At 66.5% G+C, this 17,540-nt stretch carries 20 protein-coding genes and 1 pseudogene; 10 read left to right on the plus strand and 11 right to left on the minus strand.

Annotation, left to right across the window (positions count from 1 at the left end):
• Positions 1–79: 79 nt before the first annotated feature.
• Positions 80–2,059: an FUSC family protein gene (locus BM150_RS17445; protein WP_245755567.1), complete on the minus strand. Its 1,980-nt coding sequence runs from the start codon at positions 2,057–2,059 to the stop codon at positions 80–82.
• Between the two features lie 315 nt (positions 2,060–2,374).
• Between BM150_RS17445 and BM150_RS17450 the strand changes: the two genes are divergently transcribed.
• The 4 genes from BM150_RS17450 to BM150_RS17465 all read left to right on the plus strand — a co-directional run bounded on the left by BM150_RS17450 (position 2,375) and on the right by BM150_RS17465 (position 5,804).
• On the plus strand, positions 2,375–3,043 hold the full coding sequence (locus BM150_RS17450) for a trimeric intracellular cation channel family protein (protein ID WP_092928369.1): 669 nt from the start codon (positions 2,375–2,377) through the stop codon (positions 3,041–3,043).
• 258 nt (positions 3,044–3,301) lie between these two features.
• Positions 3,302–4,225, plus strand: a complete 924-nt coding sequence (locus tag BM150_RS17455) for a metal ABC transporter solute-binding protein, Zn/Mn family (protein ID WP_217641718.1) — start codon at positions 3,302–3,304, stop codon at positions 4,223–4,225.
• Positions 4,222–4,983, plus strand: a complete 762-nt coding sequence (locus tag BM150_RS17460; RefSeq protein ID WP_092928371.1) for a metal ABC transporter ATP-binding protein — start codon at positions 4,222–4,224, stop codon at positions 4,981–4,983. Before BM150_RS17455 ends, BM150_RS17460 begins: the two co-directional genes overlap by 4 nt.
• On the plus strand, positions 4,980–5,804 hold the full coding sequence (locus BM150_RS17465) for a metal ABC transporter permease (RefSeq protein WP_092928372.1): 825 nt from the start codon (positions 4,980–4,982) through the stop codon (positions 5,802–5,804). The genes BM150_RS17460 and BM150_RS17465 overlap by 4 nt, the downstream gene beginning before the upstream one ends.
• A gap of 895 nt (positions 5,805–6,699) precedes the next feature.
• Here the strand turns inward: BM150_RS17465 and BM150_RS17470 are convergent.
• The 5 genes and pseudogenes from BM150_RS17470 to BM150_RS17480 form a co-directional block, all read right to left on the minus strand.
• Positions 6,700–7,926 (minus strand): MFS transporter, encoded by a 1,227-nt coding sequence (locus tag BM150_RS17470; RefSeq protein WP_217641719.1) that lies wholly within the window; start codon positions 7,924–7,926, stop codon positions 6,700–6,702.
• A complete protein-coding gene (locus tag BM150_RS24790; RefSeq protein WP_245755568.1) occupies positions 7,923–8,060 on the minus strand; it encodes a hypothetical protein in 138 nt (45 codons plus the stop codon). The genes BM150_RS17470 and BM150_RS24790 overlap by 4 nt, the downstream gene beginning before the upstream one ends.
• Positions 8,061–8,066: 6 nt before the next feature.
• Positions 8,067–8,228: pseudogene (locus tag BM150_RS25295) on the minus strand (GntR family transcriptional regulator); the annotation flags it as partial.
• The gene (locus tag BM150_RS23835) at positions 8,225–8,380 is read right to left on the minus strand and encodes a GntR family transcriptional regulator (RefSeq protein WP_139219579.1); all 156 of its coding nucleotides are present in this window, start codon (positions 8,378–8,380) and stop codon (positions 8,225–8,227) included. The pseudogene BM150_RS25295 and the gene BM150_RS23835, both read right to left, overlap by 4 nt.
• 81 nt (positions 8,381–8,461) lie before the next feature.
• Complete coding sequence (locus tag BM150_RS17480; protein ID WP_092928374.1) at positions 8,462–9,256, minus strand: IclR family transcriptional regulator; 795 nt, start codon at positions 9,254–9,256, stop codon at positions 8,462–8,464.
• 151 nt (positions 9,257–9,407) lie between these two features.
• Between BM150_RS17480 and BM150_RS17485 the strand changes: the two genes are divergently transcribed.
• Both BM150_RS17485 and BM150_RS17490 read left to right on the plus strand, forming a co-directional pair.
• On the plus strand, positions 9,408–10,109 hold the full coding sequence (locus tag BM150_RS17485) for a CoA transferase subunit A (protein WP_092928375.1): 702 nt from the start codon (positions 9,408–9,410) through the stop codon (positions 10,107–10,109).
• 148 nt (positions 10,110–10,257) lie between these two features.
• Positions 10,258–10,902 (plus strand): 3-oxoacid CoA-transferase subunit B, encoded by a 645-nt coding sequence (locus BM150_RS17490; RefSeq protein ID WP_092928376.1) that lies wholly within the window; start codon positions 10,258–10,260, stop codon positions 10,900–10,902.
• Between the two features lie 83 nt (positions 10,903–10,985).
• Here the strand turns inward: BM150_RS17490 and BM150_RS17495 are convergent, their stop codons facing one another.
• Positions 10,986–11,735 (minus strand): enoyl-CoA hydratase/isomerase family protein, encoded by a 750-nt coding sequence (locus BM150_RS17495; RefSeq protein ID WP_092928377.1) that lies wholly within the window; start codon positions 11,733–11,735, stop codon positions 10,986–10,988.
• 197 nt (positions 11,736–11,932) lie between these two features.
• On the opposite strand from BM150_RS17495, the gene BM150_RS17500 reads away from it, so the two are divergent.
• Positions 11,933–12,541: a dihydrofolate reductase family protein gene (locus BM150_RS17500; protein ID WP_092928428.1), complete on the plus strand. Its 609-nt coding sequence runs from the start codon at positions 11,933–11,935 to the stop codon at positions 12,539–12,541.
• Positions 12,542–12,666: 125 nt separating this feature from the next.
• On the opposite strand, the gene BM150_RS17505 is transcribed toward BM150_RS17500, so the two are convergent.
• On the minus strand, positions 12,667–13,221 hold the full coding sequence (locus BM150_RS17505; protein ID WP_092928378.1) for a dihydrofolate reductase family protein: 555 nt from the start codon (positions 13,219–13,221) through the stop codon (positions 12,667–12,669).
• Between the two features lie 50 nt (positions 13,222–13,271).
• Positions 13,272–13,754 (minus strand): helix-turn-helix domain-containing protein, encoded by a 483-nt coding sequence (locus tag BM150_RS17510; RefSeq protein WP_217641721.1) that lies wholly within the window; start codon positions 13,752–13,754, stop codon positions 13,272–13,274.
• Positions 13,755–13,791: 37 nt separating this feature from the next.
• Between BM150_RS17510 and BM150_RS24545 the strand changes: the two genes are divergently transcribed.
• The gene (locus BM150_RS24545) at positions 13,792–14,082 is read left to right on the plus strand and encodes a hypothetical protein (protein WP_217641722.1); all 291 of its coding nucleotides are present in this window, start codon (positions 13,792–13,794) and stop codon (positions 14,080–14,082) included.
• 168 nt (positions 14,083–14,250) lie between these two features.
• Here BM150_RS24545 and BM150_RS17515 read toward each other — a convergent pair whose 3' ends face one another.
• Entirely contained in the window at positions 14,251–14,751 is a 501-nt protein-coding gene (locus BM150_RS17515; protein ID WP_092928379.1) for a TspO/MBR family protein, read from the minus strand.
• Between the two features lie 552 nt (positions 14,752–15,303).
• Here BM150_RS17515 and BM150_RS17525 point away from each other — a divergent pair.
• Positions 15,304–15,501: a hypothetical protein gene (locus BM150_RS17525; protein ID WP_092928381.1), complete on the plus strand. Its 198-nt coding sequence runs from the start codon at positions 15,304–15,306 to the stop codon at positions 15,499–15,501.
• Between the two features lie 5 nt (positions 15,502–15,506).
• Complete coding sequence (locus BM150_RS17530) at positions 15,507–15,881, plus strand: type II toxin-antitoxin system death-on-curing family toxin (RefSeq protein ID WP_092928430.1); 375 nt, start codon at positions 15,507–15,509, stop codon at positions 15,879–15,881.
• A 125-nt stretch (positions 15,882–16,006) separates the two neighbouring features.
• Here the strand turns inward: BM150_RS17530 and BM150_RS17535 are convergent, their stop codons facing one another.
• Positions 16,007–17,242, minus strand: coding sequence for a hypothetical protein (locus BM150_RS17535; RefSeq protein WP_092928382.1), 1,236 nt, complete (start codon positions 17,240–17,242; stop codon positions 16,007–16,009).
• Positions 17,243–17,540: the final 298 nt, after the last annotated feature.

Consider the following 17,540-nt stretch of genomic DNA (forward strand, 5'->3'; position numbering starts at 1 on the left):
TCGCTCGCGAAGCCGCCATCCGGAGCACCGGACCGGACGCCGTCGCATGACCAGCATCTCGATCGGCGGTGCGCGGGAATCAGTGGTGTGCGGCCTCGGCACGTGCCCGTTGCCGGGCGGGTAGTTCCCGCTGTCGTTCGTTGATCTCGTCGCCGAGCTCGGCGAGTCGGTCGGGAAGGGTGGCGGGGGGCTCCGCCGCCCCGGTGCTGGCGACCTCTCGCAACTGGCGTGCCGTCGATCGCATGCTCGACACGATCCGCTGGGTGTGCTGCAGGCTGAACGCCTCGTCACCCCGTTCGATGTGAATGGCGCGTTCGGTGGCGCCGTCCACGAGTCGTTCCAGCACGATGATCGAGGTCCACCACTTCTCCGCGGTGCTCGCCGAGGTGGGTTCCACCAGGCGTTGTCGCAGCGCGGCACGCAGCTCGGACAGTTGCCGGTAGCTACGACGGCGTGCCGTCGACCGCCCCTGTTCGACTCCGCCCAGCGACAGCGACACGTATTCCGAAACCGTCTCCACAGCCGCGGCGAACCGTCGAGCCAGTGGCGTCTGTCGCCGCAGCGGAGAGAAGAGGACGCCGATCACCAGCAGAATGGCGCAGCCGAGCAGCGAGTCGATCAATCGCACCGCTGGCAGTGCCGGTATCGGTTCCACCTGGACCATCTTCAGCAGTACCAGGCACGTCACCACACCGGTGAACAGGCCGTAGTGTCGGCTCAACGAGTCGGGCACCAGTGCGGCCAGCAGCACCATGAACGGCAGCAGCCACCAGCCGTGCGGCACGAGGGCCAGCAGTGCGGCCGCGGTGACCACGCCGAGCACGCTGCCGATGCCGCGCAACATCGCGCGCGCGAACACCGAACCCGAATTGGGCTTCAGGATCAGCGCCACGGTGAGGGCGACCCAGTACGGTTGTTCGAGCGGCAGCGCCAGCCCCACCACCTCGGCCACGGCCAGGCACAGCGCCATCCGCGATGCCAGCAGCCAGCCGCTGCGCCCCACCGCCAGGCCCTCTCGCCAGGCCCGGAACCGGGCGCGGCGGTCCCGCCTGTCGGCCAGCTCGGTGGGGTCGGAGAGCTTCGCGGTGCGCAGCGAGTCGATCAATCCCGCCAGGGACTGCTCCAGTGCTCGTACGGCTGTGGAGGTCTCGTGCGTGGTCGGTCGGGACGGTGACGGGGTCGCGCCGGAGCGCACGCACCGTGCCAGGGTGCGCATCGTGGTCAGGGTGCGTTCCGGGGGCCTGCTGCCCGCGTGCGCGAGGGCCACGGAGGCCTCCACCATCGGTGTGGCCTGTGAGAGCACCACGTGGAGCCGATCGTGCACGCGACTGCGCGCGGTGGCTCCCGCCGTGACCGTGATCAGGGTGTCGTGCGCCTCGTCCAGTGCTCTGGTCAGGGCCTGCCGCGCGTCGGTACGGGTCCTGGGGTTCTCGGCGGTGAGCATCCGAACGGTCGTGTCGAAGACCCGCGCCACCGCTTGCCGTGCGGGTGCTGTGCGACGGAACGGCCAGGTCGCGGCGATCAGCGCGAACGCCGTCAGCTCACCCGCCACGAACCACCACAGTTGTCCGTTAGCGCTCATCGTCTCGGCGGGGTGGCCGGTGGCCACGATGCAGAACGTCAGCATCTGGGTGCCCGCCGCCGCCCAGAGGTCGCCCATCCGGCTCGCCAGCACCGACAGCACCGAAACCGTCACCACCACGACCGCGGCGGACCACGGTCCGGGTGCGTGAATGCCGAGGGCGAAGCCGACACCTCCCAGCACCACGGTCAGCCCCACCCGGCGCAGCCGGTACCGGTAGGAGCTGGTCAGGTCGGAGAAGCTGATGCACAGCGCTCCGAGCGAAAGCAGGATCGTCTCGGCGATCCGTCCGCTCGCCAGCCCCACCGCCTGCGGACCGGCTATTCCCAGTGCGGCCACACCGACCCGGCTCCAGTCCACCGGTATCGGGGCCGGACGCAGCATTCTGCGCAGCCAGGAAGGAACGACAATTCGCAGTAGATACAGTAATCCGCTCCACCACGGCCGTTGTCGGGTGACCGCACCGACGGAGAACACTCCACCTCCCGATGATCATGAGTACGCCGCTCGGACTTCCGCCGCGTCTCGTGGTTCACTCCCATTATTGCCCGATTCGCCCACGCGAAGTCCGGTTCACCACGCACATCACACCTTGTCGTGTGTCACTCCGAGATATTCGGTGAATGCCGGGTAAAAACGGCGTGTCGGGTGTTTCGGCGCGTTTTTCGGTGTTTCCCGCGAGCGAGTGAGTGCGGTTGTCGAATTCCGGAAAGTGCGAATTGTCTCTCATGTTTTGGGAATCGCCTAGCCCGCTATACCGGGAACTTCCGAGGCGCCCGGCACACTGGGGCGATGACCCAGACACCGTTGCTGCTGGCCCTCGACCTGACCGGAACATTCGCGTTCGGTCTCAACGGCGCGCTTACCGCGGTACGCGCGGTACGGCTGGATCTCGTCGGGGTGCTGACGTTGGGAATAGTCACCGCGTTGGGCGGCGGTATCGTTCGGGACGTTCTCATCGGCTCACTGCCACCGGCCACCTTCAACGCCCTCAGCTATCTCGGAGTGGCCGCGGCCGGTGCGTTGCTCGCGTTCTTCCTGAGCCTGCCGCTGGAACGGTTCTCCGCACTGATCACGATCTTCGACGCGGTCGGACTGAGCGTTTTCTGCGTAACCGGTGCGAGCAAGGCCCTGGAATTCGGGCTGGACGGGGTGCAGGCGGTTCTGCTCGGGGCGATCACCGCCGTCGGTGGCGGAACGATGCGCGACGTGCTGATCCGCCGCGTTCCGACGGTGTTGAGCAGTGATTTCTACGTCGTGCCCGCCATGGTGGGGGCCGCGGTGACCGTGCTCGCCGAGCGGATGGGAGTTTACGGTCTGGCCAGCGCACTGGTCGCCGCGGCTGTTTGCTTCGTCATCCGAATGCTGGGTCTGCGATTCGGTCTCTACGTGCCGAGCACGCCGCGTCGGACCAGTCGTCGGGACGGGGAGGCCGCCTCACCGGACTCCGGGGGAGAGTGAGTCCGTTTCGTCCGGCCGTCTCTTCGGGGCAGCCGCGGTTCGTACCCGGTGATCGGTTCGATGACCGGGAGTCTTCCCGGGAACGGGGCGCGTTGCCTTCGATGCCGCTTCGCGCGAGCACCCGAGATGGTGATCTTTTGCACACTCGTAAGTCTCGTCGGGTGATTGACACAGTCTGTTGGTAACGGTTTTCATTTTCATGTCGCTGGACAGTGGGAGTTCCCGCCCGGCCGATTACCCAACGTGTCTGAATTCGAGGTGAGTCGAGACTTGTTCGAACAACGGCGAAAGCCGCGCGGCGCACGGAAGTCGCTGGCGCTCGTGCTGGCGGTGTCCGGTGTGCTGGCCGGTGCCTGCGGAACCGGGGGAAGTGAGCAGAGCTCCAGTGAAGACGCCGTCGAGCCATTGCGGGCATTCGTGAGCATCCCGCCGCAGCGCTACTTCGTGGAGCACATCGGCGGTGAGCACGTCGACACCACCGTGCTGCTGCCTCCCGCGGCCTCGCCCGCGCTGTACGAACCCAAGCCGTCCGAACTGCGGTCCCTGTCCGAGGCGGATGTCTACTTCGGCGTGGACGTGCCCTTCGAGCGCTCCATGACCGACCGGATCAAGGCGGCCGGTGGTGACGACATGCGATGGGTGCGGACCTGGAAGAACGTCGACCGCGGGCAACTGGCGGGCGGCAAGCCGGATCCGCACATCTGGCTCTCCCCACAGCGGGTCAAGACCCAGGCCGAGACGATCGCGGCAGCACTGAGCCAGGTCGACCCCGCTCACGAGGCGGACTACCGGAACAATCTGCGGCGGTTCAAGGAGCGCGTCGACACCGTCGACGCCGACATCACGCGCGAGCTCGAACCCGTCGCCGGCAGTACTTTCATGTCGTTCCACCCGGCGTGGAACTACTTCGCAGGCGATTACGACCTGAAGATGCTCCCCATCGAGTCCGGTGGCAAGGAGCCCAGCGCCGCGCGGTTGCGCGAGATCGTCGAGCGGGCCGAGAACCGTGACATCCGAGCCGTGTTCGTCCAGCCCCAGTTCTCGAAGAACGACGCGCGCACCATCGCCAAGCAGGTGGGAGCAACGGTGAAACCGCTGGACCCGCTGGCACGTGACTGGGAGAAGAACATGCGCCACGTCGCGACCGAACTCGCGAACGCGTTGCGGGACGGCTCCCGATGAGTTCGCCGAACGCCGTGACACTGACCGGGGTCCGTGCGGGATACGGTGCCACCCCCGTGTTGTCCGAGGCGAACCTGACACTGGCATCGGGCGAGTGTCTCGCGGTGACCGGCCCCAACGGCGGGGGAAAGTCCACCCTGCTCGGGCTGCTCGTCGGTCTGGTGCGCCCGTTCGCCGGGACGGTCGAGATCCACGGTCGGTCGCCGCGCCGGGCTCGGGGACGCATCGGCTACCTGCCCCAGGCGGCGCGGCTCGACCTCGAGTTCCCCATGACGGTCCGCGACCTCACCGCGATGGGGCGTATCCGTTCGACCTGGTTGCCACAACGACTGCGTGCCGCCGACCGCGCGGCGGTAACGGAGCTCCTGCGGTGGGTCGGTCTCGCGGAGCTCGCCGCACGCCCCGTGGCGGCCCTGTCGACCGGACAACGCAGACGTGTCCTGCTCGCCAGGGCACTGGCCACCGAGCCGGACCTGCTCGTGCTGGACGAACCCGAGGCGGGCATCGACGCCGAGTCGGCCGAGCGGCTCCAAAAGCTGTTGTCCTCGCTGATCGGCAGCGTGACAGTCGTCGTGGCCTCCCACGACATCGAAGGCACCGCCTCCCTGGCGACGTGCGGCGTCACCGTCGACCACGGTCTGACGCCGTGGTCCGGCGACGGGCAGCAGGACGATTCGCCGCGGCGAGCCGGGGGTCCACCGTCGAACACCGGTGACCACCTCCCGGAACACGCGAGTCCGATCGGAGGTTCGATGTGATCGAGGCGCTGCGCCTGGAGTTCATGCAGAACGCCGTCATCGCGGCGGTACTGGCCAGTGTGGTGCTCGGCGTGGTCGGTTCCCTCGTGGTGGTCAACCGGGAGGTCCTGGTGGGCGGCGGTATCGCGCACGCCTCCTACGGTGGAGTCGGGCTGGGCTTCCTGCTCGGGCTCGACCCGTCCGTGACGGCCATGCTCTTCGGAGTTCTCGCCGCTGTGATCATGGGTGTGCTGCGGCGTTTCGTCCGGCAACGCAACGACACGCTGATCGGGATGCTGTGGGCCGTCGGCATGTCGCTGGGAGTTGTCTTCGTCCAGCTCACCCCGGGATACACCGCCAACGCTCGCAGCTTCCTGTTCGGCTCGCTGCTGTCGATCCCACGCGGCGACCTGCCGCTGCTCGGCGCGGTCGCGCTGGTGCTCCTCGGTTTCGTCGTGCTGTACTACCGGCCGCTGTTGGCCCACTCCTCCGACCGCGACTTCGCGCTGAGCCGCAACCTGCCGGTCTTCTCGCTGGAACTGGTGCTCTTGGCGGCCATAGCCCTGGCCGTGGTCGTGCTCATCCAACTGGTCGGTGTGGTCCTGCTCATCGCGCTGCTGACCATCCCGGCCGCGACGGCGGGACTGTTCACCCGCACGCTCGCGACCATGATGACAGCCACCGTCGTGGTGGGCGTGATCGTCACCCTCGGAGGGTTGAGTGCCTCCTACACGTTCGACCTGCCCTCCGGGCCGGCGATCGTGCTCAGCGCCTGCGCGCTCTTCGCCGTCTCGCGGGTTGTGCTGCTTACAAGCCGAGGGAGCGATGAGGCGGCCCTGTGAGAACAGGTTCAATGCTTGCGACGGTTGTGTTCCGGTAGTCCACCACCGCTGATAAATCTTGCTGGAGGTGGTTTGCGAGATTTTGGTCCTGGTGAGAGCTCGGCTTGCCTTTTCGCCTGTTTGCGTTGAGCGGCTTGAAGCTCGAGGTTCGCCCGTTGCCACGGTGTCGTGCGGGATCGTTTTTTCGAATGTTTTCCCGGCGACCCGGAATGGCTTTTTCTGCTGCTTTCGCAGCCATTTTTGCAACGAAACTTGTGGGTAGTGTTTTTCGGGACCATGCGTCCACAACGAAGACATTCGGTCGGCCGGCACTGCTTGTGCCACCGAAGGCCCTTTTGAACGGCTTCGACGGGAAGGTGGAGCTCGCACACAACGCAGAAGGAATGTGGTGATCGACGCTGTTCGGCCCGGCGGAGACCGTGTTCCTCGGAACGGCCAAGCGTGCCTGATTTCTTCTTCGGTGGATCGCTCTTCGCGGCTGGCTGCTTCAGAGTGTCGCGTTCCTGCCTGGTCAGTCCCGTGCGTCTGTACAGGTAGGCATCCCAGTCGAGGCTTTCCGGGTCCGGAGCAGTGCCGTTACGGCGAGCCTGTACGATTTCGGAGCAAATTTCCGGGCAAAAACTGCGAGCCTGCTGTGCGGTTTTCTTCCAGGAAGGGTGTCCTGCTCGAGCGAGCCGGAAGGACCGCTCCAGCGAATCGAGCGCGAGGACTACCATTCTCTTGCTGTGCCCGCATTTTTGCCCGCTCACGGTTTCCGAGCGTAACTACGTGAGTCGAAGGTGATCCAGGAAATATACCCGTAAGATGTAATCACCAACGGCTCGTTGCGAAACTCGAAGCGCGTGAGAGGATCGCGGTGGCTTACCGGCGTCCCGCCGAAGTCACCGCACGCCGCTCACTCCGCGTGCGCGTCCTCGCCCGGGCCGAACCGGGCCAGCCCGCCGGTGGCCAGCAGCACCACCGCGGCGAACAGCAGGGCGCTCGCCGCGCCCAGCGAACCGGACACCGCGCTCGCGCAGGCGGGCAGCACCACCTGACCGGCGCGGTTGGTCCACAGCCGCAGCGCGAGCCCGGAACCGCGGTTGGCCGCACCCGCCGTTCGCACCACCGCGGTCATGGTCAGCGGTTGGCCGATTCCGAGCAGGAATCCGCCGATTCCGAGTGCGGCGGCCATCGCCGCCACTCCCAGCCCGGGTGCGATGACCAGTGCCAGGCATGTCCCGGCACCGAGGCAGCTGGTGACGATCAGGGTGCGTCGCTGCCACCGCGCCGCCAGATACCCCAACCCCAGTCGCGAGAGGATCGAGGCCGCCGACCGCACCGCCAGGAGTACACCGGCCAGAGCGGGAGCGATGCCGCGGTTCTCGGCTATCAGCGGTAGGTAGGCGGTGAGCAGGTCGACCGCGCCGAGCAGCGCGAGGCTGGTGAGCAACCCGGTGGCCATCCCCGGCCTGCGCAGCAGGCTGAGCGTTCCCCGCCGGTCGCCTGTCTCAGGAGGGCGGGACGTGCCGGAAGTGCCGCGGCGCAGCAGCAGTGCGGGCAGCAGACCGACGGCGGCCGTGACCGCCCCGACGAGGAAGGCCTCGCTCGTCGCCCCGGTCAACGCCTTCCCGGAGGCATTTCCCAGCAGCAGCCCCGAGCCGAGCGGGCCGAGCATCTGCCCGACGGACACGGCGGCGGTGAACAGGCCGAAGTCGCGGTCCAGCGCGTCGTCGGTGGAGACCGTGGTGATGAAGCGCTGACCACCCATCATGAACACGATGTGCCCCAGGCCGAGCACGGCCGACCCGATGGTCACCCCCGGCAGCGAGGTAGAACTCGCCAACCACAGCGGCGCCGCGACGAGCAGACAGGTTCCGGTGAGCAGCACCGGCACGGTTCCGCCGTTGCGGTCGGTGTAGCGGCCCAGCGGTAACGCCACCACGAGCGACAGCATCGCGTAGGCAGCCGTGATGAGTCCGACCGCGACCTCGCCGCCACCGAGGGAGATGGTGCGGTACGAGATCAGCGGTCGCGCCAGGTTGAGGGTGGTCTGGGTGCAGACGACGCACACCAGCAGCAACACCAGTCGCGGGGAGACGCCCTCCGAAAGCGAGACGCCCTTCGCTCTCGTCGTGCTCACGTGGCCGGCCCGATCTCGACAGCGAAGGTGCCCGCGTCGATCCCGGTGGTGAGCCGCTCGATGGTCGCCTGCCGCGTGCGGGAGAGGTGCTCGGTGAGTGTGGTCGCGGCCTCCTCGGCATCACCGGCGAGCACCGCACGACACATCCGCCGGTGTTCCCGCGCGGAGCCGGGCAGTCGCTGGATCGCCGAGTGCGCGACTTCGAGCAGCCGTGCGGACCGGCCACGCTGGTGGGCGATCGTCCGTGCGAGCTGCGCGTTGTGGCAGGCGGTGGTGCCGGCCAGGTCGAACCGTTCGGTCAGCCGGTGGAAGGGCGGTGCCGGCTCGGTGTGCGGGAGGCTTCGAGGCGCTCCGCCAGGCTCGTCTCGCTCAGCTGCGCCCCGGGAGGTAGTTCCATCTTCTCGATCAGCTCGCGCAGGCGCAGGTAGACGGCGTGGGTCCTGCCGGACGGCATCGCTCTCCTCGGTTGGGATACAAGCCAGTGTACAAACCGGTGTGCATGAGGTCCGCTGGTGTCGTGAGCTGCGGTTCCTGGTCAACGCGCTGCCCGGTGCTCCGGGACGTCGAGCGTGCGGCCGAGGTTGTGGGCCTCGTGCAGCAGCAGGGCGCCGAGTTCGGGGCGACGCTCCGGGCGGAACCGGGTCTCGACACCGGTCAGGGTCAGTGCCCAAGCGGGGCGGCCGGACCGGTCGAACACGGCCGCGGCCATTCCCCAGCTCCCCTCGACAACCAGTCCCGGGTTGACGGCGTAGCCGTCGCGACGCGTGCGCGCGATGCGCTCCCGGATCGCCTCGGCGGAGTGCGACCTGCCCCACCGGTCGGTCAGATCGGTGCGTCCGAGATAGGCGTCGATCTCGGTGTCGTCGAGGAAAGCGAGCAGGGCCAGTCCCGCCGAGACGACTCCCAGTGGGAACCGGGCACCCTCGTGGAGCACGAACGAACGGATCGGAAAGTCGCCGTTCTCCCGCAGAAGACACACCGTTTCCTCGCCCCGAAGTGCCGAGAAGAACGCGCTCTCACCGGTTCTGGCCGCCAGCCGATGCACGTGGGCGCGGGCGTGGTGCGTCACGTCGTAGCGGGTGCCCGCGGTCTGGCCCAGCAGGTAGAGCTCGGGACCCAGGAACCACCGTCCGGTTCGACGGTCGCGATCGACGAAGCCCTCTTCGGTCAACGAGCTGAGCAGTCGGTGCACCGTCGGTCGTGGCAGCTCGGTTGCCCTGGCGAGGTCGCTGGTGGCCGCGCCTGCCTCGTTGGTGGCGGAGAGCGCGCGCAGCACGGAGCCGATCCGGGGGACCAGGTGGGCGTTCGGGCCGTCGTTCACGACCGTCATCCTAGCGTTCGTGGAGTGGACGCACTGTCGGTGCGGTGGTCGATCGGCGAGCGGTTCGGGGCTCGTTCGTCCTGAATTCTTGCGGCAGAGACCCAGTGACCCGTTTACTGCCGCCTGTTCGTTCAGTGGACCCGAGACACGAGGTGACGAGTTGTCCGAGTTGTGTACCGATGCTCGAGAGGCACTGGCCGGGTTGCTCACGGACGGGATGACGATCGCGGTCGGTGGCTTCGGACTGTGCGGCATCCCGAACGACCTGATCGAGGCCGTCCGTGACAGCGGGGTCACCGGTCTGACGGTTGTGTCCAACAACATGGGGATCGACGGCAAGGGCCTCGGGCTGCTGCTGGAGGACCGCCAGGTGGACAGGGTGATCGCCTCCTACGTGGGCGAGAACAAGCTGTTCGCCCGGCAGTACCTGGACGGGACGCTGGCCGTGGAGTTCGCACCACAGGGGACGCTGGCCGAGCGGATGCGAGCGGGTGGGGCCGGGATCGCGGCGTTCTACACCCGAGCTGGGGTGGGAACCCCGGTGGCGGAGGGAAAGCCCTCGGCCGAGTTCGACGGGCGGACCTACGTCCGGGAGCGGGGGATCGTCGCCGACCTGGCACTGGTGCACGCCCACACCGTCGATCCCGCTGGCAATCTCACCTATCGGGCCAGCGCGCGAAATTTCAACCCGGTCGTGGCGACCTGCGGAAGAGCCACCGTGGTCGAGACGGAGAACCTCGACCAGCGGTACCTGGATCCGGAGCGGGTGGTAACCCCCGGGATTTACGTCGACCGCCTGGTTCACGCCGAACCGCGCCTCAAGGACATCGAAAAGCGCACCGTGCGGACTCCGACGCGCTGACCGGGCCCGCGGAGCGTTCGCGGGGCTGAACACGCCCCTTCGAACCACCTCCCCGATGTCGGGCCGCCCGGAGCGGGAGCCGGCAGGGGAGGGCCGCAGAGCGAGCATCCCGACAATCCGACCGGAAAACTTCGAGCAGGAGGTAGCCATGGCCTGGAGCCGTGAGCGCATGGCGGAGATCGCCGCCGCCGAGATCGGCGACGGCGACTACGTCAACCTCGGGATCGGTATCCCGACGCTGGTCGCCAACCACATCCCCGAGGACGTGCGCGTGACGCTGCAGAGCGAGAACGGCATTCTCGGCCTCGGCCCGTTCCCGGAGGAGGGAGCGGAGGACGCCGATCTCATCAACGCGGGAAAGCAGACCGTGACGGTCACCTCCGGAGCGAGCTACTTCGACTCGGCGTCCTCGTTCGGGATGATGCGCGGTGGCCACATCGACATCGCCGTCCTGGGAGCCCTGCAGGTCGGCGAGAACGGTGATCTGGCGAACTGGACGATCCCGGGCGCCATGGTCAAGGGCATGGGTGGTGCCATGGATCTCGTCGTCGGTGCCCGGCGGATCGTCGTGCTCACCGATCACGTGGCCAAGGACGGAACCCCCAAGATCGTCGAGGAGTGCACGCTGCCGTTGACCGGCTCGGGGGTGGTCAACCGGATCATCACCGATCTGGCGGTGCTCGACGTGATCCCGGACGGCCTGGAACTGGTCGCCATCGCTCCCGGCGTCACCGAGGACGAGGTTCGCGACAGCACGCGGGCTCGCATTCGCCAACGGCTCCCGACCGGATGACGCGAACTCGCCGTTGACGAGTCGCCGAACCGGGCGCGCATGCTCCACTCACCTACGGAGGAGTCGCTTCGGGGTGAGCGGGATCAGGCTCCGAGGAATCCCCTGATGTTCGTCGGAAACGTCTCGGGGTCCACGGCCGGGCTGCCGTTGGATGGTGGGTGGTCCAGTGCCGTGGCGACGGCTGCCTTCGCCGCGCGGATGGCGGCCGGCGGTTTCTCGACGATCGCGGTGAGCAGTTCCTCGGTGCGTTCGGTCAACTCCGTTTCAGGAACGGCACATTCGACCAGCCCCTCGGCCACGGCGGCCACGCCGTCGAGCAGTTCTCCCGTGTACAGCAGCCGCCGCGCTCGCGCCGGGCCCACGAGCGAGACCATCCGCGCCGCGAACGCCGGGCTGGTGTTGATACCGAGTCGGATGATGGGCATCCCGATGCGGGCGGAGGTGCTCATGTACCGCAGATCGCAGGCGAGAGCGAGTTGACATCCCGCTCCGGCCGCGACGCCGCTGATCTCGGCGACCACCGGTACGGGGCACCGCTCGACGGCGTGGAAGGCCGCTTCCATCCGGGCGAAGGAATCCTCCACGGAGTCCAGGTCGGCATCGACCCATTCGGTCATGTCCGATCCGGCGCAGAAGGTGCCGTGGCGGCCGCGAAGCACCACCACGCGCGTGGTTTCCTCGGTGCCGATCCGCTCGACGGTGCGCCGTAGGAGGTCCCAACCCGCCCGGTTGAGCGCGTTGCGTTTCGTGGCGTCGCCGACCGTCAGTTCGACCACTTGCGAACTGGGACGCCGCACCGCTACTGGGGACGCGTCTTCGAATCCGGTACTCATCGAACGGCTCCTCGGGCTCGCGACTGCTGCGGTCGAGTGTGCTCGTTTTCGAGATCGGCAGCGAGCTCCTCGGTGTGCGGGAGAACGCCGGTGGGAGGCAGAATCGGGGTGTCCAGGGAAAGCCATCGACCGACCGAACCGGGCCACGTCGCGGCCCGGCCGGTTGGTTCACCCGACCGTGGGAGCCAGGACTGCTCATGCGCGAACTGGTGGTAACGACATTCGTGAGTCTCGACGGTGTGATGCAGGCTCCCGGTGGCCCCGAAGAGGACCGGGAAGGGGACTTCGACCACGGCGGGTGGGTGGTCCCCTACTTCGACGACGAGCTGGGCAGGCAGATCGACGAGTGGTTCGCCGGGGCCGAGGACTTCCTACTCGGGCGCGGCACCTACGAGATCTTCGCCGCCTACTGGCCCCACGTGCACGACGAGGAAGACAACGTCGCCAGGGCACTGAACACACGCCCCAAGCACGTCGCCTCGCGGACGCTGCGGCGCGTCGACTGGGAAGGGGCGTCACTGCTGGGTTCCGATCTCGTGGGCGCCGTCGAGGAGCTGAAACACCGGGACGGGGGCGAGCTGCAGGTGCACGGCAGTCACGGACTCGTCCAGACGTTGTTGGAACACGACCTGGTCGACAAGCTGCGGTTGATGACTTTCCCGCTGCTGCTCGGCAGCGGGAAACGACTGTTCGCCGACGGCACTGTCCCGACCGGACTGCGGCTGGCCAAGTCCTCGCCGACGAGCAACGGGGTCCTCGTCACGAGTTACGAACGTGTCGGGAGCGTGCGCACCGGCTCGTTCTGACGAGGTCCGAATACCGCGAGCCCCGCCAGGCGAGAAAGCGAACTCCCCGCAGCGTGCTGATGGGATCCATGCCACTGCCGCCACGATCGGCAGAATCGATACGACGGTGATCGTTCGAACGCCCATCATCTCGGTCGATAGGTAGCGATGATCGTGCCGCTGCTGGTCGATTCGGAATTCACCAGCTCGAGATTCTTCAACGGGCTGTCGTCGGCGAACAACTTCCCGCGACCATTACCGGCGATCACCGGATGGATCAGCAGCCGCAGCTCGTCGAGCAGATCCCGGTACAGCAGGGACGTGACAAGACCGGGGCTGCCTGCCACGGTGATCCCTTTCCCCGTCCCGGCTTTGAGCTCCTCGACAGCGCTCGTCAGATCGGTTTCGATCAGAAAACTGTTCGGCCACTCCTCGACGCTGTCCAAGGTGGTCGAAGCTACATACTTGGGTGATTCGTTGATCCACCGGGCGAATTCCGAGTCCTCGCCGCCCTTGTCGTAGGATGGCCAGTACCCGGCCCACTCGGTCCAGGTCACCCTGCCCAATAGCACTGTGTCCGTGGTCTCCAGCGTAGCGGCCAGCGACGCGCCCATCTCCTCGTCGAAGTCGTGCTGCCATTGGTCCGGCGATTCGACGACGCCGTCGAGCGAGATGAACAGACTCGAAACGATCCGACGCATACTCTCTTCTCCGATTCCTCGTTCCTGAATCACATGTTGCGCTCGAGAGGCTATGCGTTTGCCAACGTTCCCGTCTTGTACAGCAGCGACAGCGGCTCGTCCGGTTCCGCCGAGGGACGCAACCGCGTCGCGTTCCGCCCGACATATCGCAGCAACGACCGTGCCAAGTGCGGTTGATCGAAATATCCGAGCCGATCGATCACGTCGTGAGCCGAGCCACCCTCCTGGAGCAGTACCGCGGCCTGCCGGGCACGATCGATCCGCCGAACGTCGCCACGGGGCAGCCCGGTCGCAGTCACGAAGCGCCGCTGGAGGGTGCGTTCGGACACCTTCGGCGAGACCCCGGCAAGCACGTCCGCCACGAGCGGATCAGCGTCCAGAACACCCTGGCTTACCAGCCGCTCCACGAACGCCTCGGCACTGTCGTAGGTGGGAAGCGACCACCACCCGCCCTTGAGCCAGAACGAAGCACTCGTCGCGTCGGGAATCTCCACCGAGCTGTCGACCAGTCCGCTGGTCGGAAGATGCGGCATCGACGTGCCGAGCGCGAAAACAATTCCGAAGAACGTCGTGTCCGCGGGAACCGGAGCTCGGCTCGCTCTCGACTCGGGCCCACGAACAGCCACATTCACCTGGCCGTGCTGCTGCCAAATCACCAGCTCCGGCCGCGAGGTCGCGATCGACATCATCCTCGATGCCGCGGCAGAACTACGGCTGCGCCATACTCGCTCGATCCACCGCGACTCCGAGGATCGACTCTCGATGATCAAATCCACCCCGGCCGATTCCCTTCCGCTGTCGAACAACCCGCTGTCGAACCACGACCTCACCCCGCCGAGTGCGCGCCGGGACTCGTGGTGACCGCACCTCGTTACCGCACGACGACGCGCGTCGCCGTGCTCGTACTCTCGAACCGCAGCGAGCCGGACACCCCTATTGGCCGCCGAAGCGGGTCCCGACGGTCGGATTCCAGCATGCCGGAACCAGCGAATCGGCAAAAGCCGTGCCGGGGTGGGAAAACCGCACGGTTCACGCGTTGAGCAGCCATATCGATCCGTTCAACGCGGTGGCGAACAACGTCCAGCCCGCGTAGGGGAGGAGCAGCATCGCAGCCGGCAGATGAATGCGGGCGAACAGCACGATCGTAAGCACAATGGCAATCAGCAGCAGGATGATGGCGGCGAATGCCGTGCCGTAGAGTCCCGCTCCGAAGAACAACGGGGTCCAGGAAAGGTTCAGCAGGAGCTGCAGCGCATAGACCCCGAGCGGGATACGTGCCATGCGCACCGAACCGGAGCGACGCCACACGAGCCAGCCGGACAGGGCGATCATCGCGTACAGGACGGTCCAGACGGGTCCGAACAACCAGGACGGCGGTGCCCAGGCAGGTGTGCGCAGCGCCGCGTACTCCTGCCCGGCCGAACCCGCTGCCAGCGCACCCACTACGGCGACGACCGCCACACAGCCCACGAAAACCGCGGCCCCAGCGAGGTCACGCAGCGCGTGCCTGGTCGAGATCGGCCTCGGCATCGCCTCTCCAGTTGCTCGAGCGGTCGGAGAACTTCACGGTCGAGACAGCTGTGATCCCTCGTCGAGGTACAGGGCGACCAGCGTCGCATTCATCGATCATGCCCAGGATATACCCGACGGGGGCATCGTGCACCCAGCAAGCCACGGCGTGTACCGAATCATGCCTCCACATGTGCCCAGAGCTGCTGGGGTGGGCCTTTCGGCCACCTAGTCGGCTCCCTGGATCACTAGGTTCTTCTGCGCGTCCCGACCGCTTTCGTCGGTTGTACTGCTGTGCGCATCGTGGGGGCGCTGACCGCGGTTAGGAGATGTCGTTTTCGCGTTGTTCTCTTCCCTTCGGACCCCTTGAACGCCTCTCGCGCTTTCTCCGCTTGCCGTGGCGGTCTTCGCCATGGGAACTTCGGAGTTCGTGCTCGCCGCTCCGCTGCCGGACATCGCCGCGAGCTTGGACGTATCGGTCGGTACAGCCGGACTTTTGAACTCTCGGTTGTGGTTGTTTGTGCACCGCAAGGTTGGTACCAACCTTGGTGCCTGGCGGGTATGCTACGAGGTATGCCTGCCTTGAATGTGGATTTCACCGAGGAAGAGATGATCCAGTTGCGTGAGGCGGCCGGGCGTGAGGACAAGAGCCTGCGTTCGATGGCCCACGATGCGGTGGTCGCCGAACTGCGTCGTCGCAAGGTCGCCGCCGCGGCCACCCGTGTGGCCGGTATTTCGGCGGGACTCAACGAGCGCCTGGCCGAGAAGTGAGCGATATCGAGTATCTCGACGTGTCCGATGTTGTCGAGATCGCCCGTATTACGCTCGGCACGGCTCCGGGCGTGCGGGATTACGGCCTGTTGGAAAGCGCGGTGGGTCGTCCGCGTGCGTCGGTGTTCGGCGAGGATGCCTACAGCGATGTCTATACCAAGGCTGCCGCGATGCTGCATTCCTTGGCGAGTAATCACGCGCTCGTGGACGGCAACAAGCGCACAGCGTGGGCGGCGGCCATGGTCTTTCTCGACATCAACGGGCATCCCCTGCACGCTGAACTGGACGAGGACACCGCCGAAGATCTGATGCTGCGGGCGGCACGTAACCGGGTCGCCATCGACGAGATCGTGAAGGTGCTCGACAGGTTCACCGACTGATGGGGGAAGCCGCGGTTTTGTCGCGGGTGGCAGTGTCGAGGGGCGGGACTCGAATCCGTGGGGCTACCGTTCGGCAACCCCACGGGTGATCGTTTTCGACCGGACGTCGTTACGTGCCGCGCGGCTCAGCACACGTCGCGGTAGGAGTTCTCCAGCGTGTTGTTGGTGATGGTTATGTTGTCACCGCACGGGTTCTCGACGATGGCCGAATCGGTGACGGTGAGATTGTGCAGGGTCACGTTTCTGGTCACCGGGAATTCCGATCGCGCGGCCAGCCGGATCGTGCCAGGCCCGGTGACCTGACCGCTTTCCGCCGCGATTTCGACGTTGTAGCAGTTCTCGACGAGGATCGCGTTGTTGCCGGTGTTGGCGATGTCGATGTTGTCGATCACGGCTCCGCCGCTCTCGGAAACGCAGAACACGCCTCGGCCACCGCCACGGGCGATCACCTCGTCGACGTGGATGTTGGTCGGGTAGCTGCCGTTGACGCGTCCGTTCCGGTTGGCCATCCGGAAAGCGGCGTATCCGGTGCCGGTGCCCGCGTTCTGGGCATCGACCGTTCCAACGGTGGCGTTGGTGGTGTCGTTGAGCAGCAACCCCGAATAGGCGACGTCGCGAGCCACCACGGTGCCCACCGTCAGTCCGTCCACACCGTAGGTCTCCACGCCGTGGTTGTCGGTGCCGGAGACGTAGACGTCGTCGATCCGCACGTTGGTGGTGAGTTCGCCGCGGTCACCGTGGTTGTCGATGCGGATGCCGAGTCCGCCGGACAGTCGCAGGTCGATCTGGCCGAGGTGGATGTCGTCGCCGTTGCGGAAGAAGACCCCGAAGTAGGGCGCCCCGGTGACGCTGAGGTGCTGTACCTCCACGTGGTCGGCGTCGCGGCCCCGGACCACGGCGTTGTTGGCGGAGACACCGCCGGTCACGTCGATCGTGCCGCAGGAGTCCAGAACGGTGTAGCTGGGCAGGTCGATGGAGCTGCTCGCGCTCATGGTGCCCGAGTTCCACAGCACCACTCGTTCCTTGCTCTGCCTGCCCGCGGTCAGGCTGTTCACGGCCGCCTGGGTCGCCGCGCGCATGTCGCCGCCGCTGTAGACCGTCGTGGAGCCGTTGCGGGCGATCCAGCTGCCGTCGTTCGTGTACACCTCGGCGTCGTAGGACCCGCTGCCGCAGGTCGCCTGGGCCGAGGCGGTGCCGGTTGTCGCGGCCGAGGTGGACACGTCGTCGGTGGTTTCGCTCGCCGTGCTCGTGTCGCGGTCGGCGTATGCCGGTACCGCGAAGGTCAGTGTCGCCAGCAGGGCCATTCCCAGGATCTTCGGGGTCCGGCCGCGTTCACCGGCTTGCGAGGTGCCGATTCTCATTGTTCGTTCCCGTGATTGTCGGAAGTTTCACTGCACTGTGTCGGGGCAGCAATCGCCCGGATCTTCCAGTCGGGTTCGTCGTTGAGTGGCTTCTTGCGGTTTCCGAGGGAGGAAAATCGGATTTTCCCACTTTTGGTAAGCGCTTACCAATTAGACGGCGAGTGTATAGGAATCACGGGTAACAATGTCAAGAGAGCTTCGATGAAACCCCGAATAACACGATTAGTTTCCGGTGGTCCGTTTTTCCCATCGGAAAGAATCCGAAAAGCGTAGTGGGGTCCTCGGTTCACGCCGGGGA

It is taken from the genome of Actinopolyspora alba (assembly GCF_900112765.1).
GTDB lineage: Bacteria > Actinomycetota > Actinomycetes > Mycobacteriales > Pseudonocardiaceae > Actinopolyspora > Actinopolyspora alba.

What these genes read in the sequence shown, in the direction of transcription:
- BM150_RS17450 (WP_092928369.1), top strand. Translation starts at nt 2,375, where the DNA reads ATGACCCAGACACCGTTGCTGCTGGCCCTCGACCTGACCGGAACATTC.
- BM150_RS23835 (WP_139219579.1), bottom strand. Translation starts at nt 8,380, where the DNA reads ATGCCGTCCGGCAGGACCCACGCCGTCTACCTGCGCCTGCGCGAGCTG.
- BM150_RS17525 (WP_092928381.1), top strand. Translation starts at nt 15,304, where the DNA reads ATGCCTGCCTTGAATGTGGATTTCACCGAGGAAGAGATGATCCAGTTG.
- BM150_RS17490 (WP_092928376.1), top strand. Translation starts at nt 10,258, where the DNA reads ATGGCCTGGAGCCGTGAGCGCATGGCGGAGATCGCCGCCGCCGAGATC.
- BM150_RS17495 (WP_092928377.1), bottom strand. Translation starts at nt 11,735, where the DNA reads ATGAGTACCGGATTCGAAGACGCGTCCCCAGTAGCGGTGCGGCGTCCC.
- BM150_RS17505 (WP_092928378.1), bottom strand. Translation starts at nt 13,221, where the DNA reads ATGCGTCGGATCGTTTCGAGTCTGTTCATCTCGCTCGACGGCGTCGTC.
- BM150_RS17535 (WP_092928382.1), bottom strand. Translation starts at nt 17,242, where the DNA reads ATGAGAATCGGCACCTCGCAAGCCGGTGAACGCGGCCGGACCCCGAAG.
- BM150_RS17515 (WP_092928379.1), bottom strand. Translation starts at nt 14,751, where the DNA reads ATGCCGAGGCCGATCTCGACCAGGCACGCGCTGCGTGACCTCGCTGGG.
- BM150_RS17460 (WP_092928371.1), top strand. Translation starts at nt 4,222, where the DNA reads ATGAGTTCGCCGAACGCCGTGACACTGACCGGGGTCCGTGCGGGATAC.
- BM150_RS17480 (WP_092928374.1), bottom strand. Translation starts at nt 9,256, where the DNA reads ATGACGGTCGTGAACGACGGCCCGAACGCCCACCTGGTCCCCCGGATC.
- BM150_RS17500 (WP_092928428.1), top strand. Translation starts at nt 11,933, where the DNA reads ATGCGCGAACTGGTGGTAACGACATTCGTGAGTCTCGACGGTGTGATG.
- BM150_RS17510 (WP_217641721.1), bottom strand. Translation starts at nt 13,754, where the DNA reads ATGCCGCATCTTCCGACCAGCGGACTGGTCGACAGCTCGGTGGAGATT.